This window comes from Bacteroidia bacterium (assembly GCA_019695265.1).
Lineage (GTDB): Bacteria > Bacteroidota > Bacteroidia > JAIBAJ01 > JAIBAJ01 > JAIBAJ01.
Genome location: JAIBAJ010000002.1, coordinates 39,018 through 61,723 on the forward strand (window position 1 = coordinate 39,018; position 22,706 = coordinate 61,723).

General features: G+C 37.0%; 20 protein-coding genes. 7 read left to right on the forward strand and 13 right to left on the reverse strand.

What is annotated here, in order from left to right; genetic code table 11:
- Nucleotides 1-320: 320 nt before the first annotated feature.
- On the reverse strand, nt 321-1,202 hold the full coding sequence (locus K1X82_00705) for a sterol desaturase family protein (GenBank protein MBX7180605.1): 882 nt from the start codon (nt 1,200-1,202) through the stop codon (nt 321-323).
- Between the two features lie 59 nt (nt 1,203-1,261).
- Complete coding sequence (locus tag K1X82_00710) at nt 1,262-5,089, reverse strand: MMPL family transporter (protein MBX7180606.1); 3,828 nt, start codon at nt 5,087-5,089, stop codon at nt 1,262-1,264.
- Between the two features lie 107 nt (nt 5,090-5,196).
- Between K1X82_00710 and K1X82_00715 the strand changes: the two genes are divergently transcribed.
- From K1X82_00715 to obgE, 6 genes are all read left to right on the forward strand, one after another.
- Entirely contained in the window at nt 5,197-6,231 is a 1,035-nt protein-coding gene (locus tag K1X82_00715; GenBank protein ID MBX7180607.1) for a nucleotidyltransferase family protein, read from the forward strand.
- Nucleotides 6,232-6,348: 117 nt separating this feature from the next.
- Nucleotides 6,349-6,870 (forward strand): response regulator, encoded by a 522-nt coding sequence (locus K1X82_00720; protein ID MBX7180608.1) that lies wholly within the window; start codon nt 6,349-6,351, stop codon nt 6,868-6,870.
- Between the two features lie 9 nt (nt 6,871-6,879).
- On the forward strand, nt 6,880-7,209 hold the full coding sequence (locus K1X82_00725; GenBank protein MBX7180609.1) for a hypothetical protein: 330 nt from the start codon (nt 6,880-6,882) through the stop codon (nt 7,207-7,209).
- A gap of 44 nt (nt 7,210-7,253) precedes the next feature.
- Nucleotides 7,254-7,796 (forward strand): hypoxanthine phosphoribosyltransferase, encoded by a 543-nt coding sequence (gene hpt / locus K1X82_00730; GenBank protein MBX7180610.1) that lies wholly within the window; start codon nt 7,254-7,256, stop codon nt 7,794-7,796.
- A gap of 9 nt (nt 7,797-7,805) precedes the next feature.
- Nucleotides 7,806-8,375: an adenylate kinase gene (locus tag K1X82_00735; protein MBX7180611.1), complete on the forward strand. Its 570-nt coding sequence runs from the start codon at nt 7,806-7,808 to the stop codon at nt 8,373-8,375.
- Between the two features lie 19 nt (nt 8,376-8,394).
- Nucleotides 8,395-9,393 (forward strand): GTPase ObgE, encoded by a 999-nt coding sequence (gene obgE, locus K1X82_00740; GenBank protein ID MBX7180612.1) that lies wholly within the window; start codon nt 8,395-8,397, stop codon nt 9,391-9,393.
- On the opposite strand, the gene K1X82_00745 is transcribed toward obgE, so the two are convergent.
- The 6 genes from K1X82_00745 to K1X82_00770 all read right to left on the reverse strand — a co-directional run bounded on the left by K1X82_00745 (nt 9,390) and on the right by K1X82_00770 (nt 16,777).
- Nucleotides 9,390-10,226 (reverse strand): FKBP-type peptidyl-prolyl cis-trans isomerase, encoded by an 837-nt coding sequence (locus tag K1X82_00745; GenBank protein ID MBX7180613.1) that lies wholly within the window; start codon nt 10,224-10,226, stop codon nt 9,390-9,392. The genes obgE and K1X82_00745 overlap by 4 nt on opposite strands.
- A gap of 7 nt (nt 10,227-10,233) precedes the next feature.
- Nucleotides 10,234-11,100: an FKBP-type peptidyl-prolyl cis-trans isomerase gene (locus tag K1X82_00750; protein ID MBX7180614.1), complete on the reverse strand. Its 867-nt coding sequence runs from the start codon at nt 11,098-11,100 to the stop codon at nt 10,234-10,236.
- 10 nt (nt 11,101-11,110) lie between these two features.
- Nucleotides 11,111-11,623: an FKBP-type peptidyl-prolyl cis-trans isomerase gene (locus K1X82_00755; protein ID MBX7180615.1), complete on the reverse strand. Its 513-nt coding sequence runs from the start codon at nt 11,621-11,623 to the stop codon at nt 11,111-11,113.
- 25 nt (nt 11,624-11,648) lie between these two features.
- Nucleotides 11,649-12,158, reverse strand: a complete 510-nt coding sequence (locus tag K1X82_00760; protein MBX7180616.1) for a hypothetical protein — start codon at nt 12,156-12,158, stop codon at nt 11,649-11,651.
- 56 nt (nt 12,159-12,214) lie between these two features.
- Nucleotides 12,215-12,862, reverse strand: coding sequence for a uracil phosphoribosyltransferase (gene upp / locus K1X82_00765; GenBank protein ID MBX7180617.1), 648 nt, complete (start codon nt 12,860-12,862; stop codon nt 12,215-12,217).
- Nucleotides 12,863-12,931: 69 nt separating this feature from the next.
- Entirely contained in the window at nt 12,932-16,777 is a 3,846-nt protein-coding gene (locus K1X82_00770) for a DUF2341 domain-containing protein (protein MBX7180618.1), read from the reverse strand.
- Nucleotides 16,778-17,481: 704 nt separating this feature from the next.
- On the opposite strand from K1X82_00770, the gene K1X82_00775 reads away from it, so the two are divergent.
- The gene (locus K1X82_00775) at nt 17,482-18,147 is read left to right on the forward strand and encodes a hypothetical protein (GenBank protein MBX7180619.1); all 666 of its coding nucleotides are present in this window, start codon (nt 17,482-17,484) and stop codon (nt 18,145-18,147) included.
- Nucleotides 18,148-18,336: 189 nt separating this feature from the next.
- Here the strand turns inward: K1X82_00775 and K1X82_00780 are convergent, their stop codons facing one another.
- The 5 genes from K1X82_00780 to K1X82_00800 all read right to left on the reverse strand — a co-directional run bounded on the left by K1X82_00780 (nt 18,337) and on the right by K1X82_00800 (nt 22,615).
- Entirely contained in the window at nt 18,337-18,951 is a 615-nt protein-coding gene (locus tag K1X82_00780) for a hypothetical protein (GenBank protein ID MBX7180620.1), read from the reverse strand.
- Nucleotides 18,952-19,571: 620 nt separating this feature from the next.
- Nucleotides 19,572-20,306, reverse strand: coding sequence for a LytTR family transcriptional regulator DNA-binding domain-containing protein (locus K1X82_00785; protein MBX7180621.1), 735 nt, complete (start codon nt 20,304-20,306; stop codon nt 19,572-19,574).
- Nucleotides 20,303-21,340, reverse strand: coding sequence for a histidine kinase (locus K1X82_00790; GenBank protein ID MBX7180622.1), 1,038 nt, complete (start codon nt 21,338-21,340; stop codon nt 20,303-20,305). Before K1X82_00790 ends, K1X82_00785 begins: the two co-directional genes overlap by 4 nt.
- 85 nt (nt 21,341-21,425) lie before the next feature.
- The gene (locus K1X82_00795; protein ID MBX7180623.1) at nt 21,426-21,776 is read right to left on the reverse strand and encodes a DUF4288 domain-containing protein; all 351 of its coding nucleotides are present in this window, start codon (nt 21,774-21,776) and stop codon (nt 21,426-21,428) included.
- 11 nt (nt 21,777-21,787) lie between these two features.
- Nucleotides 21,788-22,615, reverse strand: a complete 828-nt coding sequence (locus K1X82_00800) for a cell wall-active antibiotics response protein (GenBank protein MBX7180624.1) — start codon at nt 22,613-22,615, stop codon at nt 21,788-21,790.
- Between the last annotated feature and the right edge of the window lie 91 nt (nt 22,616-22,706).

Genomic DNA, 22,706 nt, shown 5'->3' on the forward strand with positions numbered 1-22,706 from the left:
TTCCCGGAGTTTAGAAAACCATGGCAGTTGGGTTGAAGTTTGGCGATGTTTCCCTTTGCAGAAGAGGATAGGTATAGTTACCATTTGGGTATGTTTTTACAAGGATAGGTAGCGCATCGGGCAACGATAGAGGCAAGTAGCCCACAGGACACCGACGGCGCTAGCCTAGGGGGACGAGGACTACAGCCGATAGCGTGACCCGAACGCCCATGCAAGTAGTTAAGGATTTGGTAAACAAATAGTTGGGCGGAGGGGGCCCGCCTAAAAGGTATTATTAGTTATAGTCGATTAAGGACGATTAACTTTTTAAGTAAACTTAATTAGGTTTGACCGGAAGGAAGGTTTTTTTGTAATTTGGACGCTACTTGGGTACTTCCATCATGGCTCCATCCGGGTGGCATGAACATATATTTTAGTTTGGATAAAAAGTTTGGCGCTTTTTCCATGTCTTTCCAAATGTCTCCATATTCATGAAAGGCAATTTTGATAAGGTTATAAGTATGTATGTTTTTGGTGATGCCGAATTTAACCGGGTCGTCATCACGTTCTTCCTGAAAGGTTCCAAATAATCGATCCCATATAATAAGAATACCGGCATGGTTTTTATCCAAGTACCTAACATTGCTGGCATGGTGAACCCGGTGGTGAGAGGGGGTATTGAAAATCCATTCTAAAGGTCCCAATGTTTTAATAGTTTTGGTATGAATCCAATATTGATAAATTAAACTCAATTGCATCATAAACATGATCCAAATTGGATGGAAACCAAGCAAGGGCATCCAACACCACCAAACATATTTGTAAAGGATTTCAGTCCAACTTTGTCTTAAAGCAACTGCCAAATTATAATTTACAGAAGAATGATGATTTATATGAGCGGCCCAAAGAAGGCGTATTTCGTGACTTAAGCGGTGGTGCCAATAGAAGGTAAAATCGTCTCCTAAGAATAAAAGTAAGCAACTCCACCAAACAAAAGGAATATCATAAAGCCTGTATTCGTAAAGCAAACTGTATAATAGGAAGGCAGCCCCTTTTACCCAATAGCCAATGAGCAAGGAACCTATACCCATTCCAATAGAGGCAAAACTATCTTTAGGATCATGTAATTTGAGTTTGTCCCTCCAATCAAAATACAATTCCAAAAGGATTAGGAAAATAAAACCTGGAATAAATAATACTGCTGGGTCTTTTAGTGGATCCATGGTGGTTGACTTTGAATGGATAAAAGTAGCAAATACATGGAATTGAAAATTCGCAAAAATCAGGTAAAATTAGGAAGTGGTTTTAATATCCAAATTTTATTGGAGGTTAGTTTGGTAGTATCTAATACATCTACCGAAAAACCATTTAGGAGAGCGAAGTTTAGGAGCCAATTTCCAGAAATAAAATGCAAACTGTTTTGGGTTTTGTTAAAGCCAAAAATGGTAGTCGAGAAAAACTCGGTTAGCCAGGTTCCCCTTTGTCTTTTCAATAAATCAGAATCACCGTCCCGGATGATAATCAATCCATTAGGATTTAATTTGGAGAACATTTTCTGGAGTACAAGCTTTTGTTCATCGGGTGTTAGGTAGTGAAGTACATCAGCCATGATGAATACATCGGAATTTTCCAAATCCTCCTTTACAATATCTGCAGATTTAAAGCTCACATTTTCACTGGTGGTAGAAATGTTAGAAGCAACTTCGATTTTACTTTCATCATAATCCAATCCAATTAGTTTTCTTTCTGGTGAAAGGAATGAAAGCATCCAGGTTAAAAATCCGTAACCACAACCAATATCGGTAATTTTTCCGGAAAGAGGAACTAATTTGTGAAAAGGAGTATAGTTGTCTTCCAGGCGTATTTTTATTCTTGCGTACCATTCCAACACAGGTCCTTTATAAATGTAATTCTTAATGAGTTTTTCTTTGTAAAACCTTGGAGTTTCTAATTCATAACACAGATTAGCGTAGTTATTTCTAAACCACTTTCCGATATTTTTAGCTAAATCGGCCGGTAATTCACCAAAATCATCCATTCCAATATCGGTTTCTTTTTCCTTTTTTGCCTTAATCCTTGGCATTATCTTCAAGGTAATTTCTCCGTTTTTTAATAAAAAATCTCCTTTGCTCATGGTGTAACCGGTACCATGGGTAATGATTGGAATAATATCCAATTGAAGTTCTTTGGCTAGTAAAAATGCACCTTTATGGAAACGCTTCATTTTGCCGGTTGGGCTTCTAGTTCCTTCCGGCCATACAAGAATACTATATCCTTGATCTACAATTGCTTTTAATTTTTCAATGTTGTTTTCAATGCCATCAGCAACCGGCAGATAATCGGCGTATTTTATGAATGTGCCAAAAAACGGAGAATTCCAAACCCATTCATTAGTCAATAAGATCATTCTTGGTGATAACATTTGAATGGTAAGAATATCCAAAAAACTTTGATGGTTGCTTATTAGGATTGCCGGTTTTTCAAAGGTTTCGTTGGATTGATTGATAATTTTCTTCTTAACATTTGCCATTAGGTATACTAAACTACCTGTAAACCAAGAAAGACATTGGTGGAAAAAAAACTTAGACCTGGAAGAGGTTTGTCTTAACAATCTGAATTGTATAGCTCCAATGACATTTAGAATGGTACATCCTATTAGAAAGTAAAAGAATGCAATAAAGGATAAAATAAAAGAAATGGCAGTGTAAGGAAGATAGTTTTTGTCCTTTCTATCCAAGGCTAATATTCTAAATAGAAAAGGGGAAATAGTAAAAGAAATAATCAAAACGCCTACCATACCAATAATGGTAACTAAAGCTATACTTTTTAAGGCCGGATGTTTGGCAAAAATTAGAACACCAACGCCAATTAAAGTGGTAAGAGCCGATAAGAAGATGGACGACTTAAAGGAGGTTAGAACTTTTTTTCCTGTTTTGAATTCTTCCAGTTGACCACCTAAAACAAAAATACTGTAATCATCTCCTAAGCCAAAGAGCAGAGTACCAATAATAATGTTTACAATATTAAATTTAAGGCCAAAAATACCCATAATTCCTAAGAGCCAAATCCAACTTAAAACCATCGGCAAGAAATTAATTAGGGTAAGTTCTATTCGGCCATAACTTAATAGTAAAACAAAAAATACTAATCCTCCGGCAGTGAAGATAATGGTGTTGAAATCTGAACTAACGAGTTGGATGAATTGCTTGGTTAGGTGTTGCTTGTCTAAAACAATTCCTGAATTAGATTCAATAAGTTTTTCGGTTAGTGTTTCCCGATTTTCAGGTGAAGATTTTATTTGATTTATTAAATAGAAATTTCCGTTTTTTTCGAAAATAAAGTCATTAAAAAAGGCGGTCGTAACCCATTTGATATCCTTCTCGTCCATGGCCTTTGGCGGTGAAGCCAAGTTATTCAAAAACACCTCGAAAGAATTAGGTTTGAATCCCAGAATCCTAGCCTGTGATTCTAGGTTTTTTCGTACCAAAACCAATTTCTCCTTGTTCCAGTAATTTGTCCAACTTCTTCTTTTTTCAGTTTGTTTGCTCAAGGATGGTATCAAAGAACTTGGAGTAATTGCTTGTTGAATTAGTTTATTGAATGGAGCCTCTTCGATTTTTTTATTCAGTCTTTCATTTATTTCTAAAGCCTCTTGTAGAGTGGCACCTGAATTGGCAACAAATAGATTCTTGATGGAATTGGAGCTAATTGTTTCTAATTTTAATTCGGCTAAATGAGTTTTTTCATCCAGGAAATTCATTTTCATTAAATCCTTTTCAAATCCAGCTTTATCAGAGAAAAAGAGTAAGAGAATGGTAAAACCCAGAACTGAAATCAAAATAAATTTGTTTTTTTCAAAAGGTATTTCCAGCCATGACGTTAATAGGTTGGAAGCATTGGAGGATTGTTTCTCTTTAACTAATAAGGGAAAGACCAATAAAGTAAAAATGGCGGAATGAATAAGTGCCAGTCCTGCGTACATTCCTAACTGTTGTAATGCTTGAGATTTAACCAGGGTTAATGCAAAAAAGGCTCCGGCAGTAGTTATACAACCTACCAACATTGGTCTTGCTATTTCACTCAAGGTATTTGGTATGGATTGCTCATGCTTTAAATGAGTCAAGAAATGCAAGGAATAATTAATTGCAATTCCTAAAACTATGCTACCGGCAGCTATGGCAATAACTGAAATTTCTCCAACAAAAATTCCTAGTAGGCTCAAAGATGATATTGCTCCGAATAAAACAGGTGTAAAAAGTAACAAGGGAATTCGAATAGATCTGAAGTACCAAATCATTATTCCAAGAATTAAAACAATCGCTAAAATGGATGTGAATAAGGTATCCCTTTTCATTTGGCGACTATTGGAAACTGCTACTACAGGACCTCCATAAATATAGGCAGGGAAAATTGAAAATTCTTTTTCAAGGAGATCGACTAATTCCCCATTTTTCTGAGTATTATTAGAAGGGTAATTGGGGGTTATGAAAAGTATCAGGTTATGGTGATCTTTAGTTAGAATTCTTCCATCCACTATTTCAAAATTACCATCAGGCTGAATATTCTTCAATAATTTCCAGGCAATAGTTTGCAAACCAACAGGATCCTGTCCTAGGTGTTGGGTTGAAAAAATGGAAAATGGATTTTGAATTTTTTCCTTAAGATCGGCTAAAAGCCTATGACTTCCGGTATCGGTAAGTAAAGGAGAGAAGGCAGAATAATTTGAGTCAGGAATTAGGAAAACCAAATTGCGATAAAAGAAATCGAGGTAGGCCTCTAATAAGGTATCCGGGGCTTTGTAATCTATTTTTCTGATAAGATTTTTAAAAGCATTGTGTTGAAGCTTTTCAAATACCGAATCTCCAACCTGAATTAAATGGTCTTCGCTAGTGCTATCCTCTATTAGAACAATTATTTTATCTGAAAATCCGCTTTCGGATAGCAACTTGGTTGCTTGTATGGTGGTAGAGTCTTGAGGGACGAAGGCTGAAATGTCTTCGTTTAGAGTTAATTCTCTAATATTATAGAGTGAGATCAGGAAATAGATCAGACTAGTTCCTAAAACTAGTGCTTTGTTTTTTTTAACCCAGTTCCAAATGCTATTTACCATGATTAATCGCTGCAAAGATATATTCGTTTGTTAAGGAATGGAGTGGAAATGAATTTAGTCTTGCTAATTCAATTACTGGATTAATTTTGCCAAACTTTGAAATATTAATGCCACAATTCAATAGGGAAGATCAAATTTTACTTTTAAAGGCTGGTTTGGAGCAGGAGGATGAGAAATCGTATTCCCTATTCTGTAGTTGGGTTAACCATCAGGATTTCGAAAAGGAATTTTCGCATACGGAGTATAGGCTTTTACCTTATTTATGGTTTAGGCATAAATCAAAATTTAAGGACCATCCCATTTCAGATAGGTTTCAGGGAGTTTATAAGAGAACGCTCTTCCATAACACCCGAATGATAAAAAATGGGGTTGAAGTCAGTAAGATACTTTCTGAAAATCAGGTTCAACATGGGTTTGTAAAAGGGTTGGTATTTGTACTTAAGGTATATCCTTCTTTAGGCACTCGTCCTATGAATGACATTGACCTTTTAATCAATGAACATGACCTTGAGAAAACTAGTCGAATATTAATAAAGGCAGGGTTCATTCCAAAAAAGAAACTGGAACATGTTAAGTTACTGAGGAAAAATTCGATTGGTTTTATTTCAAAGGAAAATGTAGGTATTGATATACATATTAGACCTGTGGCCTTTCCGGTAGAAAATTTTGATGCAGGGTATTTCTTGGATAAATTAGATTCTTGTCAAACCCAATTGGGACATATTCCCTTGGTTTCAATTGATAAAGCGGTAGAATTTACCATATTGAATGGTTTGCTTGAAACGGATGGACATTGGTTACTTGATTTGAAATTATCGGATCCGGAATCCAAAATTTCAACAGGATTGATAAAGAGATTGGATGAATTGAAACAAATTGCAGCAATAATTAAATTCCGTTTAAACTTGTTTAGTGAAGGAAATAATTCCTTAGTGGCAAACTCTTTGATTCCGAAAGCTTATGTGCGTTTTTTGAAAAATAAATTGAAAGATAATCCGGCTAGTTTTAGATTAGCAAATCTATATTGGTATTTTGCCCTTAAAGATGGTTTTTACAAGAGTCCTTTGTACAATGGGATGTACTATTGGCTTTATTTAAGGTATTCCTTTTTGTGGCTATTATCCAATAAAAAGTTAAGTTAAATGGTAATGACCTATAGCTATTTCTAGGGGGGGGAAGCCTGGTTAGAAATTCTTGAATATAATATATACTTTTTAATTGTAGTTTTGTCCAAATTCAAAAGATAAATAGATAGCATTATGTCAGAAATTAAACGAGTTTTTTTGGTCGATGATGACCCGTTTCAATTGGAGATGTTTAAGGACCATCTAAGTTCTAAAACAAAATTTGAATTTTTTACATTCCAAACCGGAGAGGACGCCTTGTCGAAGTTGTCGGAATTAAAACCGGAATTGGTATTTTTAGATTATGAATTAAACAGTGTTAATGCAAAGGCAAAAAATGGCTTAGAGGTTCTCAAGGCAATTAAAAAGGAATTACCAGGAACCGAAGTTGTTATGATCAGCGGTCAAGAAAAAATTGATGTAGCTGTGAATACTATGAGGTATGGTGCGTTTGACTATATTGTTAAAAGTGAAAGTGCATTTCACCGATCTGAGAATGCAATTTTCAATATTATTAAGAGTTTAAAATTGCAGCATGATGCTGCATTTTATAAAAAGTTATCGATAGGATTTGCTGTAGCCATGGGGTTAATGGTTTTATTGGCTGTGGTTCTTAAATTAACCGGCAATTTAAATCCTAATCCATCTTGGTCATAATTCCGAACTATGGTTTCAGACAAAGAAAATGAAGAGGCCAAAGAATTGGAATCGGATGGAAGACCGCGTGTAAGAGCATCTGAAAATACGGCAAAAAGGTTTAAATTTCAAAACAAGGTTAAATACCGAAAGCCATCCAATTTAAGGCGAAAACTAAAAAAGAGGTATCAAAAATACCGGGTTTTTGCCATGTTATCTGTTATTGCTGTGATTATTATTGTTTTCCTTTTTTCAGCAGTTAAGTTTGCTATTGAAAAGAGCGATGAAAACTTGGAACAACAAAAACAAAAACGAATTAGAAAGATTATTGAACAGGAGGAAAGAAACAAAAAGTTTTAGATTCTCGGGACTTTATTCTATTATCTTCGCAGACTTTAAGATTCATGAAGGATAAGCCTATTTATATTCACAATTCTAGATTTAAACCTGCAATTAGTGAGGAAAGGATATTGGGTGTAATTAAAGACATGGCCGATGAAATAAACAGGGATTTGGGTGATAAGAAACCGCTTTTTCTTTCTGTTTTAAATGGTGCATTTTTATTTACTGCCGATTTGATTAAGCATTTTAATAATGAATGCGAAATTTCTTTTGTTAAAATGGCATCCTACTCAGGAACAGAAAGTGGACAATTGAAAAGTTTAATCGGATTAACAGAAGATGTTGCAGGAAGGAATATTGTAATTCTGGAAGATATTATTGATTCTGGAGCTACCGTTGATGCCTTGCTGGAAGAGTTGAAAGAGAAAAATCCTGCCTCCGTTAGCGTAGCCGCCCTAATATTTAAACCGGAAGCCTTTAAACGAAATTTCGCAATCGACTATGTCGGAATAAAAATTCCAAACGACTTTATTGTTGGATATGGAATGGATTACGATGGATTAGGTCGTAATCTTCGAGATATTTATGTAATTGACCCAGAATAACCCCTCTTCATGTTAAACATCGTATTATTCGGACCTCCAGGTGCAGGCAAAGGCACACAAAGCGAGAATCTAATTAAAAAATATGGTTTAGTTCATTTAAGCACAGGAGACGTTTTTAGATTCAATATTAAAAACGAAACTCCTCTTGGCAACCTTGCTAAAAGTTATATGGATAAAGGAGAATTAGTTCCTGACGATGTAACAATTCGGATGCTGGAAAGCGAAGTTCAAAAGCATGCAAGGCCTAAGGGCTTTATTTTCGATGGCTTTCCAAGAACAGCAGCTCAGGCCGAATCTCTTGACTTGTTTTTGGAATCAAAAGGTACTTCAATTGCCATGATGATAGCCCTTGAAGTCCCTGAGTCTGAGCTGGTAAAAAGATTATTACTAAGAGGAAAGGATAGCGGAAGGCCTGATGATCAAAATGAAGAAATTATTCATAATCGAATAAAAGAGTATAATAAAAAAACAGCTCCTCTTAAGGATTTTTACTCAAAACAATCGAAATTTCGTGGTATCAATGGAATTGGAAGTATTGAGGATATTTTTTCTAGAATTTGTGACCAAATAGGTTACTAGTACACTTTAATAACTTCTTATGGCTTCCAACTTTGTTGATTATGTGAAAATTTGTTGCCGCAGTGGCAAGGGTGGGGGAGGAAGTACGCATTTCTACCGCGATAAATTAACTGCAAAAGGCGGTCCTGATGGTGGAGATGGAGGGCGTGGAGGTCACATTATTCTTAAAGGTAATGCCCAGTTATGGACTTTACTTCATTTGAAATATATGAAGCATGTTATAGCTGAACCGGGAGAAAGTGGAAAGGGTATGCTCAAAACCGGAAAGGATGGTAAGGATATTATTCTTGAAGTTCCTCTTGGGACTGTAGCTAAAAATGCTGAAACGGATGAAGTGTATTTCGAAATTACTGTTGATGGTGAAGAGCGAATTTTGACCCCGGGAGGAAGAGGTGGATTAGGAAATAATCATTTCAAAACAGCAACTCGTCAAACTCCTCGTTTTTCTCAACCCGGTGAACCCGGTCGGGAAGATTGGAATATCCTAGAACTAAAAGTATTGGCAGATGTAGGATTGGTTGGATTTCCAAACGCCGGAAAATCAACTCTTCTAAGTGTTGTAAGCGCGGCTAAACCGGAAATTGCCAATTACCCTTTTACTACCCTGGTACCTAACCTTGGTATTGTTAAATACAGGGATTACCGTTCATTTATTATGGCCGATATCCCTGGTATTATTGAAGGAGCTCACGAAGGAAAAGGTTTGGGAACAAGATTCTTGCGTCATATCGAACGAAATTCCCTGCTCTTGTTTTTAGTGCCGGCCGATTCTCCAAGCATTAAGAAGGAATACAAAATTCTTGAAAAGGAATTGAAATTGTATAATCCTGAGTTACTTCATAAAACTCGGATTTTGGCTATTTCCAAATCCGATCTCTTGGATGAAGAACTTGAAAAATTATTGAAAAAGGACCTCCCCAGAGGCATTCAATATGTTTTTATTTCTTCTCATACCGGTCAGGGTATTCAGCAACTAAAAGATAAAATTTGGTCTGAATTAAATAAACCTCAAGACTAATTGCTTATTTCTAGTAATTCAATATCAAAAATTAATCTGGAATGCGGAGGTATTTCTGGTGGGCTACCTTTATCTCCATATCCCAAATGAGGAGGTACTATAATTCTGACTTTTTCTGTCTTATTCATTAACGGAAGAATCTCATCCCAAGCTTGAATAACCTCACCGGTTCCTACGGTAAAATGGTACGGAATTCCTGTATCATAACTTGAATCAAATTTGGTCCCATCCCATAAAAATCCTGCATAGTTTACCATGGCTTTTTGCTTTGGTAAAATAGGATTGCCATTACCTGCCTTTAAAACAATATACCTTAATCCGGAATTTGTTCGAAGGGTATCACCCTGAATGGCTTGATAAGTGTAAGGTTTGTAAGGTTTTACTTCAACAAGTTCAAGTTCAAATACTAAAGTTGAATTAGGGGGAATTACTTCCAAGTCTTTGTTTCCATAGGCTAAGTTCGGAGGTATGGTAATAATAGCCTTATCTCCTTTATACATTTCAAGTAGGGCTTGTTCTAATCCTTTAATTATTAATCCGCTACCTATTTTAATTCCGATTGGTTGGTAACGTTCCCTACTATTGTCAAAAACCTTTCCTGTACTTAATTTGCCCAAATAATGGAAATATACCTCATCTCCTGAATGAACCTTGGGCCCATCACCTAGGGAGGTTAAGGTATATTTTACTCCTGATTTTAATTGATACTCCTTGTTGATTTCCCGTTTGGAACTCGTATTGGATTTAGCTTCGGTTAAAACTAAGTTTTGCTTGGTTTTACAGGAATTAAAACCAAGCAAAATGATAAAAAGTAAACCAAGGAGACGAACCAAAGTACTTTTATTTTTTATTTATTTCCAATAATTCCACCTCAAATACTAAAGTAGCAAATGGAGGTAATTGTCCTCCGCCATCACCATATGCCAATTTAGAAGGGATAATTAATGTTGCCTTACTTCCTTTTTTCAATTTTGAAAATGCAAGTTCCCACCCTGGTATAACTTCTTGTCTGCCAAGTCTAAATCCAATTGGTTTTTTTCTTTTCAAACTGCTATCGAACACTTGTCCATCTAGAAATGTACCTTCATAATGTACTGTAATACTATCACCATCTTGAGGAGTAGCACCTTTACCTTCTTTTGTTATAATGGTGTAAATTCCATTTTGGTCTGGCTTTTCCTTAATACCTTTTGAAGAAACATAACTGGCAATTTTGCCTGCTTCCAGAGATGCCATTGCGGCCATTTCTTTTTGCATTTGTTTTTGATATTCTTCTTGGGTTTCAACTTTCACCATTTTAATATCAAATTTCAAAGCATCCCCTTCTTTAAAAAATTTAGGTTTAGGTGCTCTGCTCGAATGTTTATAAAATGAATCTGCGTTTACAATAAAGGTGGCGCTGTCTCCTTCATTAAGCATGGCAAATCCTTCTTCAATGCTACCTGCATATTTGCTTTCCGGCATTGGGAATTTTTGCACGTTTTTGAATTTTCTGGAGTCAAATAGAACAGAATCTGTTGTAGAATTTTTTAATACAAGCTGAAGGGTAATGATATCTCCTACCGATGGTGCTTTGGCATCTTCATCGTGGTTGTGATACTGATAGAATAAACCGGTTTCAGATTCATCAAATCCAGAATATTTTGAGTTTTTACATGAGGAAAAGGTTACTGCAGCTGCTATTCCTAAAAGGAAGATTTTTTTCATTATTGTTTTACTATTTTAAATCAACTAATTCAATGTCATAAACTAGGGCGACCTTCATTGGTATTTTATTGCCATCTCCAGGCAGCCCCCATCCGAGGTGCGAAGGTAGTATAAACCTAGCCTTGGAATTTTTTTTCATAAATAAAATTCCTTCCTCTAATCCTCTTTCAACTCCTCCATGGGCAATTTCAAAAGTTTTTACCCCATCCTTATTCGAATCGTAGCAAAGGGTTCCATCTAAAAGATAAAGTTTGTACCTGATAGATGCCTTCTGTCCGGGCTGGGCTAAATTTCCTTTCCCTTCCTGATAAATTTCATACCTTAAACCTGTCCCGGTTTGGGTCATCTTCCATGCTCTTCTTTGAATGTATTGATCAATTTGGAGGGCTTCGTTCTTGGTTACAACCCTGTTGGCCTTAACTAATGGGTCTTTATAATCTTCAGGCCGGCCCGGTGGTACATAGTCATCCGACCCGCAACCGGCAAACATAAAAATTACAAGAATTATAGCTAAATGCCTCATGCTTGACTAACTTGGTTTTTGAAATCTAAAATATCAAGGTAAGTGAGGAAAGTACTATTGCCCAAAAAATGACTGCCATACTTAAATAGGTAAAAACTTTCTTTTTGTTATGAAAGTACCTAAAGGCAATAAAAGTTCCTAAGGGAATGGATAATATAACCGGGGTTATTAGTGCAATTCCTGGTAAACCAAATTTTCGAACGGTCATTACAATAATCTTATTTTTCCAGGTGAAAATTCTCTTTTTATCTATTGTAGTTATTTTCCCTTGTAATGCCTCCCTGCTTTGCTTCTCTAGTTCTTTTTTCTTTTTGGCTTTAATAATTGCCTGAAGAGCTGCTTTGCTGATTTGAAAAAATACAGATACACCTAATACTCCACCAATGGCAGTGATAGCGAGCGTTTCAAAATAATTAAATCCATAGGCGGTAGCCAATGGTGCTGCTGTAATAAATTTTACGGCACTCATAAAGCCTACAAATAGAATCTTAAGAATATTTTCCAGCATGTTTAATACTACAAATTTAACGGACACGAATCGTTATTGGTTGTTTTCTCCATAACAATTAACACTAATTCCGAAAAATAAGTTTATTCTTTCACACCAAAGGCTAAATCTCCTGCATCTCCCAAACCTGGAACTATATATCCATGGGCTGTAAGTTCGTCATCCACTGCTCCTGCCCAAATGGTCACATTTGACGGTAAGTTTTTCTTGGCATAATTAATTCCTTCTGTGCTTGCAATTACACATACTAAATGGGTATGCTTAGGTTTTCCTTTCGCAAGCAAGGCTTTGTAGGTTAGAACTAAGGAAGCTCCGGTTGCAAGCATAGGATCGGTTAAAATTAAAACCCTGTTGTCAAGGTTTGGACTTGAAACATATTCTAATTTAATTTCAAAACTTCCGTCCTTGTGGTGTTTACGATATGCCGAAATAAAGGCGTTATCTGCCTGATCAAAATAATTAAGAATTCCCTGATGCAAGGGAAGTCCGGCTCTTAATATGGTAGCTACTACCGGCTGCTCTTTCGCTAATTCAATATTGGCAATTCCGAGCGGAGTATTCACTTCTGTGGTTTCATAGGCAAATTCCTTACTAATCTCATAGGCTAATACTTCTCCAATGCGTTCAATGTTTCTTCTAAACCGCATCCGATCTTTTTGAATAGTCTCATCCCTTATTTCTGCAAGGAATTGATTGAAAACTGAGTTCGATTTTCCTATAATATTTACCATGGCGCAAGTATACTACTTATGCCTAAATGATAGTGTAATTCCATGTGAATTTGAAACGAAAAAACTAAATTATTTTGTCAGTTTTTTCTCTGTATCCGGATAAACATACAGTTTTCCGGTATATATATGACGCATGTCGTTGTTATCCAATATGTTAACCTTGTAAACATAAATATCCTGCTTGATCATCTTCCCTTCACTCGAATTCTTAAAATCCCTTACTGACCCATCCCATGTTTCTTCAGGATTTTTTGACCTGAATATTTCTTCTCCCCACCTGTTGAAAATCTGTAATTCGTAGGTCTTTATTGCCATTCCTTTCCCTCCCCAAATTTCATTTTTCAAATCATGATTAGGTGTAAATGCATTCGGAATATACCAGGCAAAGTCCGGAACCACATGAACATACCTTGAAATTGTATCTAAGCATCCAAATTCAGTTACTGCGGTTAGAAACAAATGATACATTCCTGTATCGTTATAAATATGTTCAATTAAATCGTTCAAATTGTCAGTATTCCCATCTCCATAATCGATAGTACATGAATTCCAGCCTAAACTCTCATTTACAATTATTACAGAAGGATTCAAAATTCCAACCGTTTCTTTGTCTGTTGAAAAATCTGCAGTAGGCAATGGATGAACCGTAACCGCATCTGCCGCAACCAATGTATCTATGCAACCATCAATGCTTTTAACAATTAAGGTAATATCATACAAGCCTGTTGGGAAATCTTCGGGTCCTGGTGCTAAATCGTCCGATGTATTTCCATTGCTAAAATCCCAGAAATAATCGATGATTTGATGAGGAGGATTGATTGGTGAAGATCCGCTAGAGAATCGAACGGTGTGTACATCACATCCTTCATCATCATCCATCACAAAATCAGCCTGTGGTATCGGATTCACTTCCACCGGAGTATTTGCCATTCCAATACAGCCCTGATCCGAAATTACCGTTAATGTTGTGGCATAGGTACCTGCGGCAGGATATAAATGGCTGGTAGAATCCCCACTAAATGTAGTATTATCTCCAAAATCAAATAAATATGAATTAATGCTGCCATAACTAATGGTGGAGGTTGATTCAAAAATCATAGGTACTTTGTCGCAAACATCTGGTGATGTAAAACTGGCAATAGGTAGAGGATAAATTTTCACCTCTTGTATCATAGTGTCTTTGCACTGTGAAAAATTCTCAACAATCAATCGAACCATAAATCCTGTATCAGGTTTTGATCCTATATAAGCATGAACTGGATTATACACAGGGTCTTGGACCGTCGCAATGGGTGGCTCTCCAAAATCCCACTCCCTTAGGGTAATTACATCGTTGGGATTGGTTGAATTATCTATAAATGTAATGGGTGTTCCTTGACATAAATCCAATGAAGAAACCGTAAAACTAGCGGTTGGCTTTTCAGATACAACTACATCTTTGGTAACCGTAGATGTACAAAGGCCGGCAACAACATCCAATGTAACAGTAAAGGTTCCTGGACCTAAGTAATTATGAACCGGATCATGAGCTACCGAAAAGGTTCCATCTCCGAACGACCAGGTTTGGGTGGTTCCAATTGCTGGAATAGTGGTATTGGTGAATATGGCATTATCCTGAGGATCACAAATTGGAACCGGAGTAGTAAAATTTGCTACCGGTAAGGGTTGAACATAGATTGATTCGGAATAAGATGCACTACATTGATTTCCGTCTACAATAGTTAAAACTGCTGTGCAATTGGTATTACTCGAAAATGTATGAGAAGCATTAGCTGTTGTATATAGGCCTCCTGGAGGATTGATTTGCCATCTAAAGGTCATGGCAGGATCAGTAGGTGTTGTATTATAAAAATTTGTTGGTGTTCCAATACATGAAGTGTCGTAAATAAATGATGGTATCGGGTTGGGATAAATGGTCAACGGCTGTGTTACACTACCGGGGCAGCTTTCAATAGTAACTACCGATAAGGTAACATTGTAAGTACCGCTGGCTAAATAAGGATGTGAGGTAATTTGTCCGGTCCCAAATGGATTTGTTCCATCCCCAAAATCCCAGGTATAGTTTGCAATGGTGGATGGTGTTGGCACAGTGGAGGTGCTTTGAAAACTGATGAGTGAGTTTGGGCATTGTCCAATACCTCCTGTAGTAGAAGTCGTGAAACTTACGGTTGGATTGGCATAAACAGTCGCTGTTCCGGTCCTGGTAACCGAACATCCGGATGGAGTTGTTGCCGTTACTGAATAGTTTTGTTGACCTGCCGAAGCATAGGTATGCGATAAATCAGATCCGTTTTGAACAGGTGAACCATCACCAAAATCATAACTAACACTGTAGGTGTCTGTACATCCTCCGGTGAAAAATACTGTTTCATCAAATACAACAGGAGCTCCTTCGCATGGAGATGATTGGGTTACCGTTAAATCGGGTAATCCGGTTACATCTAAAATCCTACTCGTACTTGCCATACATCCACCATCCGTATTTACGGTTAAGGTAACTGTAATTTGACCGCAGTTGGTTACATTAATTACAGGATTCTGTAACCCTGAATGAATCGTTAAGCTTCCAAAATCCCAGTCATACGACTGAATACTACCTAAACTAACTGTGCTATTGTCTACAAAAGCTGCTGCCGAATTTTCGCAAATTCCTCCTGGAGTAGTAAAGTCAGCAACAGGTACCGGACTTACCTGAAATTCTGTACCCGATATGGTCGTGGCTATTCCGGGTGTTTGTAAGGATACATTGGTTCCTGTCTGTCCATTGGTCATATTGGGTTGTCCTCCGGTTCCGGCATTGCCAAATCCAACGTCAATTCCTAATCCCGGACCATTGCTTACGGTATAAAATCGTTTAACACGTCCCCCACTGCCTCCTCCTCCTCCTTCCACATTCACAGAACTTGCACCATTACCACCTTTGCAGGTTATTGTCCCTGTTCCATTAATGTAAATACCTTGCAATAATACACCTCCTCCCGATCCTCCTCCTTCACTTTCTTTTTGGGGATCATTGCAGCCGGTCGCATTTTGCCCATTCATCGAAATGTTCCCATTCACATTGATAACCAATCCTGTTGCGGTAAAAGCACCACCTCCCGCTGCCGATGCCGGACATTCAGAACCTCCTCCTCCTGATCCCATATCGATATCATTGGCATTCGCCGTTCCATATGGTTGTCCTGCATTCGATGGAGTCGAAATCCCTCCTCGTCCACCAAAATTACCATATCCTCCGCCTCCGCCTCCAATCGTAGAAAACCCATCACCTCCTAATCCCAATCCGGCTGGTGGTCCGGGCGGACCGCTCGCTGGTCCATAACCTTTCCCATTCCCATCAATATTACCTAAAATATTGATTTTTTTTCCATTAAAAACCAATGGTTGCTGAGGATTTAAACTAACTGTAACCCCGGCATTCACCGTAATTCGATCATAGTTTTGAACACCACTTAAAGTCTGATTCGATGAAATAGTTAAACTGGTCGAAAAAAATGCATTGCAATTTGTCCCGGAAGGAGCAGCCGCATTGTCATAATACATATAAATGTCTAAAGTCGCACCTGAAGCTATGGATGGTAAACTTATCCAAATCTCTGTCTGTGTCGTGTTTATTCCACTTTCAATACAAAATGGTAAAGGATTTCCACAGGGAGAATCTAAAAATCGAAGATCATTTCCGTTAGCCTGTAATTTTCCCGCAGCAATCAAAGCTTGGGTGTTTATATAAAAAATATGTGGCGCACCTGCAACGGATGCATTCCCGTTTTCATTCTTAAATTGAATTAATTGGTAATGCTTCCAAGGGGTATAATCACAACAAGTTGCCGGATTGTTAATTTGTGAATAGGCAATTGGTCTGTATGCCCATAAACAGATTAACAGAAGGGAAATATATCTAAGGTTTTTCTGCACTTTTTCGGTAATGTGCAAATCTAATCATTATAACCATTCCAACAATTACATTTTTCTAATTTTGTCGGTCAAAACTGCTTAAATTTTCATTCTTCATTAAACTTTAAAGGTTCATCGTGTCGGGTTTTAACACTTTACATGCTATTTATTGAGTTCTATCACTGTTCTCCCGTCGTTTTCTTTCTTCTTTTTGACTAGTTTTTTATCTATTTCTAAGTTGGATGCGGGCCCCCTTCCGCCATCCTAAAAATGTGCCAATCCCCGAATAGAGTGCCTGGCGTTCGGGTCACGCTTTCGGCTGTAGTCCTCGTCCCCCTAGGCTAACGCCGTCGGTGTCCTGTGGGCTACTTGCCTCTATCGTTGCCCGAGGTGCAAAACCCAATTGCCGTGCATAGACTTGATGTTTTTCAAGTTATTTTTGGTTGTTTTGTGTCAATTCCTTTATGTACTTAAGTGTTAACTCCATTTAATGTAAATCCGTGGTTGGTTTAATAAATTGGTTCATGCACAAAGACCCGGAGGTTCCGTGTTTTATGAATATTAACTCCTTCCTTCTGAAATAAAAGGTTATCCTAATTTTCGCCCATTTCCTGTTACATTAAAGGATTCCGTCTATCTCCGGTTTTTATTGTCGAATGGATTTTTTGGTTGCTTCAGTCGATTTTTTGATTTTGACCGGTTCACCTTGTTTGTATATTTGGCAAGTGAGAATTATACTATTTCTATGGGCTTTTATGTTGTTTCCCTTCCAAGGATTCAATCAATATTATAGCGGAGAGCGAACTAAAGTTGAATGGAATGGCGATTTTGAATTTCTCGAAGGTATCTATTTGGTTATTAATGACTTTAGGGCCAACGACCCATTGCCGGCCGACAGTGTTTTAAGTGACTTTAATTCTGAAGAAGAAGATTTCTTAAAAAATGTTCTGGAGCAAAAGGAGTTGGTTTATTCATATAATTTACACATTAATCGAATATTGACAGATAAGGTTTGGGGGTATTGTAGCAATGGGAATGTATATATTCAAATTCAAGGATCATTTCATCGCATAATGACCATTGGTAGCCTATGTCAATTTGTGGCTACTATTACTACTTATGTACCGGTAAATAATAATGGATTTTACCCTGGAACTCCCTACATGGGAGGTGTTACCTATGTTCCTTCTACAGAAATTAAGAAGATGTTGTTGGATTATAATACAGGTAAAACCGTCGAGTTTACTACGGATAATCTGGAGGAATATTTACAGCGAATACCCGGACTTGCTAAGGAGTTTAGTGCTTTAAGCCAAAAAAAGAAAAAGGAAATGCTTCATTCGTTTCTAAATAGATACAATGAAGCATTTCCTTTATTTATTCCGGAATAAGCAGGTTGTTTCCAGTTCTGTAATGAAGCAACTGCTGTATTTCAAACATCACCATTGGTGCTTTCCGGAACGCTGAAATGGAAGAAAAGCTTATAAAAAATAGAAGATACTTTACTTCTGTTCGAGTGTTTTCTGTTTTGATTAAAATTTATAATATGAATTAGTGGAGTGATTTTGGAATGTCACAAACTAAGGGTTAAAACTTACCAATTCCATTTTGTAATCAGTAAACATGCCTGGGTTACCGTTGGTATGTTCATCATATTCTTCCTGGTAAATAAAAATACCTTGATTGGAATTGAAATAATTTACTCCTTCGAGGCTATTGGTATCGTAATTTTCAATTTTTAAGCAGTTGGAAATAGTTCCTGCAGCAACGGTTATGGATTGGTCCACAGCCACAACCTTCATCGTGTCTACACTTCCGTCAGTAACCAAGGTGGTGTAGCTTTCTCCTACCACCGCAGGATCTTTTATCCATAAAGTTGGTGTCGAAGTACCCGGGTTAATTTTCCACCAACCATCCGATCTTTTTTGGAAATAGGATACCACCGCCTGGTCTTCTGTACGAGTCAGTTTTAACCAGTTGCTTCCTTGAATGCTAGTGTCTGAGGCTAGTAAATGAAAATCCATTGTGGATTCAATGCTTCCGTCCTCGTTAAGATCGGTCATACGTAAAACCCAGGTACTACCGGCTTTGGGTTCTGATGCAGTGGGTGTGGTGTTTTCGTCCTCGTCCTTTTTGCAGGAATTAAGCAAGGAAAGTCCTAAAAGGCAGGAAAAAAGAATAGTTGATTTTTTCATGTTGAATTAGATTGTTGGTGCAAAATTCAACCGGAATTAAAAAAAAATCAATACGAAAAAAGTAGTATTTCTTAGTTGAGAACTATAGATGGGTAGCTTATACAGAAAGTGCCAGTTAAGTGTGTCGGAAACAGTGAAGATATTGCCATATTTCGGAATAACAATTAGCAGCATCAGATTACTGACTTCTTTACAAAACCTCAAGTAATTTAACCTAAAATCTGCAATAGAATTCAATTACGGCTTACAATTGTTTCAAATACAAGTGTTTCAGAACAATTTTTGACTTCAAAATAGTTTGGTAAAGAAATTTCAGGCTGAGGTTTCGACTCGGGCAACGATAGAGGCAAGTAGCTCCAAGCCAACGCAGCGTTTAGCGGAGTTGGCGCGGACTACAGCCGATAGCGTGACCCGAACGCCCATGCAAGTTGGTTTGGGTTTAGCAAATAGATAGTAGGGCGAAGGGGGCCCGCATGATAAGTATAATAAAATATAAAGGATTGGTGAAGATAGACTTCTTTAGAATGAATGAGTTAATATTTTATGCTTTTATAATTTTAATATTTTTTCTACAGTTTACAGGAATTATTTTTTATAAATAATGTAATTTTAAGTATTTATTATAGTCCAAGAACTGACTTTATTTCCTGATATCCTGTTCTACTAAGTGGAATTTTATCTTTATTAATCAGCAAGGCGATATGGCTGTTTTTTTCCATGGTTTCAATTTTGTTAATGGCCTTTAACTGAACCAGATAAGATCTGTGAACTCGTACAAAATCTTGTTTGCTTAAGATGTTTTCGAAATGTTGGAGTGTCTTTTTTTTCAAGAAAACCCCATCCTTGGTGTGAATCTTTACATAATCATCATAAGCTTCCAAATACAGAACTTCTTGAATGGGAATAATTTTAATATTTCCTGCAAATTTTACTACTATTCGGTTAGTTTCCTCAGCATGACTCAAATGATTATGCTTTATTTCTGGCTCAATTTCAATTGCTTGTTGGGTAGATTTCCATTTTTGAATGGCCTTGTTGAATCTTTCCTTTCCAATTGGTTTTAGCAGGTAGTCAATTGCCTGAGCTTCAAAAGCTTGAAAGGCATATTCGTCGTATGCAGTTGTGAAAATGACACTTGGTTTAAAATCGAGCAATTCAAGCATTTCAAATCCGTTTATTTTAGGCATTTGAACATCAAGGAATACCAATTGTGGCTGTAAGTCCTGGATAGCTTTTACGCCTTCAAACCCATTGTTACATTCCTTTATCACCTCAAATTCCGGAAAAGAAGCCAAAAATTCCTTAATAAGTTCCCTGGCTAGAGGCTCATCATCAATCAAAATTGTTTTTATCATAGTTGTTGAGGTATGGTGAGTATCGTTTGAAAGGTATTTTCATTAACCTGAATATCGAGCAAATCGGAGCGAGAAAATAGAAGGAATAGCCTCCGTTGAATGGACTTTAATCCGAAACCAGTTCCGGCTTTAGGGTTAGTAGTTTCGGAATCGAATGAATTAATTATTCGAATTATCAGGTATGGTCCGTCTTTTTCCGCACTTATTTCTATTTGGGTTTGGGCAATGGTATCGTAAATTCCGAATTTCACTGCATTTTCTACTGCCGGTTGAAGCAATAATGGTGGAATTAGCAAAGAAAGGGTTTCATCAGCGCATTTTAATCTGACATCCAGTCTATTTCCAAAACGGTGTTTTTCAATTTCCAGATACCGTTTTACCTGGTTTAATTCTTCTTGGAATTCAACCAATTGGTTTTCATCCTTTTTAAGAGTTCCACGTAAGAAATCCGATAGTTTCAGAATCATTTCTCTTGCGGTTTGTGGCTGATTACCAATTAAGGAATAAATGGAATTTAGACTATTAAAGAGAAAATGGGGCTGTAATTGCTGCCGAAGGTTTGCCAATTCAGCTTCTTTTGCAAGTTCTTCGGTAAGAAGCTGGCGATGAGAAATTTCTTCCTGATTCTTAAGTAAACCGGAAAAAATTGTCCATAAACTGATGGTCATTAACATAAGTAAGGAATAAACCCAAATGAATGGTATCCATGGGGCGAATTCGATTTTAGGAAGCGCAAACAGTACCTGAGTTTCAAGGGAAAGTTGAATAAAACTTGTTAGGATTAAAAAGCTAATTAAGAGGTTTCCGGTTAATTGGAAGAGAATGTTTTTTTTTCCGATATTAATAAAGTTAGCTATTTGTCCGGTTATATAATTAGTTAATGCCAGTAAGAAATGTAGTATTAGTGCCGGGTAAAAACTTTGCTCCCAATTGAGCCCGGTTCTATGCCAAACAAAAACCCATATAATGGTCCAACCTAGCCACCAAGGTATAAAATACTTCCACTGTGAACTTTTGGATGTCATGCTTTTCATTAACTGGACTTTGTTATTGTATCGGTGTAAATGTTTACTATTTTTTTAATAACTGGTTTAATTAAGCTAAATCGGACAGGAATGGTTAAAGGCTGATGGATGTAAACAACTCAAGCCCATTGTTTTTTTGTTGTACCATTTGAAGGTAGCCTTCCGGATGGTAGGTTTCATGAGTTTGTGAAAAAATCAAACCTCCGTTGCTTAAGGTTTGAAGGGATGTAAGTTCAGAAACTCCGATAAAAATCCAGGAAACCAGGTTTTTGTTGGAATTCAAAAAGGTTGATTCTTCCTTTTTGCCGATTAAATGAGCATTGGATAAAGCTAAACCTGGGGTAGGAGCAGTAAATATCCTAAATTGTTCGTCAAATTGTTGGACGTCCTTATTATTTTGAACCTCAATTTTGAAAACGAGTTTTGCCAAGTAGTAGGAATTCATAGTTTATAAAATTAATATGAATGGATTTCAATACCTCCGAAAACTGCTGCACCTTGAAGAACCAAAACTTTGGATTGATCGGAAAATTCATCTTTAAGAATTGGACGTTTATCTTCCACACTACCAAAAACAGCATCAAGTTCAGAATGTATTTCCCAATGGGGTGGAATTATTAGTTTGGTTCCTCCAAAAACCTGATTTACTTCTAACTCCACCCTTCCTTGGATATCTGCCTGGCTTAAGTTTATTTCTGCACCACCAAATACAGCATTTACTTCTCCGCCTCTAAAGTTTTTAGAGATTATTTTTTTTTTTACTCCACCGAATATGGAATTCACTTCGATGTAATTTTCGGGAGAGTAGTCGTTTTTATTAAATTCAGCTTGTGCTTTCCATTGTTGTTCCCAACGTTGCCACCGACGAGTATGCTTATAGTTATGACAATTTTGTTTTCTCCTGAAACTTCCACTTGGTTTAAACAAAACGTATAATCCAATCAGGATAATGACCAATGGCCAAACGAATTTACCTATGATTAATGCTGGTAGAATGCTTTTGGTAAGGAATAAAGTTCCAATAACGACAAGGATAAAGCCACCGAAGAAATGCCGGATGGGGTTTTTTATCCAAATGGATAATCCGATTACAATGAGAAGCATGGGCCAAGAAATGAGCCAATGCGGAATGTTCATGCCAAGTTCTTTTAGCAGAAATAGTACCCCAACCGATAGGATAATGAATCCGGTAAAAACTTTACTTCGTTTGTGGGATTTTTCTTGTTCCCTCCAAAATTGATTGGGGGTGTTTTGATTTTTTTGTTCTGGGTCTATAATTTCCATTGTTTAAATATTTTTGACAAAGATGTGTTTACATTACAGGGTTTGTCAATAGGAATTAGGCGAACATAGGTTAAAAAGTCGGTAAATGGTA

What these genes read in the sequence shown, in the direction of transcription:
- K1X82_00800 (MBX7180624.1), bottom strand. Translation starts at nt 22,615, where the DNA reads ATGGAAATTATAGACCCAGAACAAAAAAATCAAAACACCCCCAATCAA.
- K1X82_00755 (MBX7180615.1), bottom strand. Translation starts at nt 11,623, where the DNA reads ATGAGGCATTTAGCTATAATTCTTGTAATTTTTATGTTTGCCGGTTGC.
- K1X82_00710 (MBX7180606.1), bottom strand. Translation starts at nt 5,089, where the DNA reads ATGGTAAATAGCATTTGGAACTGGGTTAAAAAAAACAAAGCACTAGTT.
- K1X82_00725 (MBX7180609.1), top strand. Translation starts at nt 6,880, where the DNA reads ATGGTTTCAGACAAAGAAAATGAAGAGGCCAAAGAATTGGAATCGGAT.
- K1X82_00795 (MBX7180623.1), bottom strand. Translation starts at nt 21,776, where the DNA reads ATGAATTCCTACTACTTGGCAAAACTCGTTTTCAAAATTGAGGTTCAA.
- K1X82_00735 (MBX7180611.1), top strand. Translation starts at nt 7,806, where the DNA reads ATGTTAAACATCGTATTATTCGGACCTCCAGGTGCAGGCAAAGGCACA.
- K1X82_00750 (MBX7180614.1), bottom strand. Translation starts at nt 11,100, where the DNA reads ATGAAAAAAATCTTCCTTTTAGGAATAGCAGCTGCAGTAACCTTTTCC.
- K1X82_00790 (MBX7180622.1), bottom strand. Translation starts at nt 21,340, where the DNA reads ATGAAAAGCATGACATCCAAAAGTTCACAGTGGAAGTATTTTATACCT.
- hpt (MBX7180610.1), top strand. Translation starts at nt 7,254, where the DNA reads ATGAAGGATAAGCCTATTTATATTCACAATTCTAGATTTAAACCTGCA.
- K1X82_00720 (MBX7180608.1), top strand. Translation starts at nt 6,349, where the DNA reads ATGTCAGAAATTAAACGAGTTTTTTTGGTCGATGATGACCCGTTTCAA.
- K1X82_00780 (MBX7180620.1), bottom strand. Translation starts at nt 18,951, where the DNA reads ATGAAAAAATCAACTATTCTTTTTTCCTGCCTTTTAGGACTTTCCTTG.
- K1X82_00785 (MBX7180621.1), bottom strand. Translation starts at nt 20,306, where the DNA reads ATGATAAAAACAATTTTGATTGATGATGAGCCTCTAGCCAGGGAACTT.
- obgE (MBX7180612.1), top strand. Translation starts at nt 8,395, where the DNA reads ATGGCTTCCAACTTTGTTGATTATGTGAAAATTTGTTGCCGCAGTGGC.
- K1X82_00705 (MBX7180605.1), bottom strand. Translation starts at nt 1,202, where the DNA reads ATGGATCCACTAAAAGACCCAGCAGTATTATTTATTCCAGGTTTTATT.
- K1X82_00715 (MBX7180607.1), top strand. Translation starts at nt 5,197, where the DNA reads ATGCCACAATTCAATAGGGAAGATCAAATTTTACTTTTAAAGGCTGGT.
- upp (MBX7180617.1), bottom strand. Translation starts at nt 12,862, where the DNA reads ATGGTAAATATTATAGGAAAATCGAACTCAGTTTTCAATCAATTCCTT.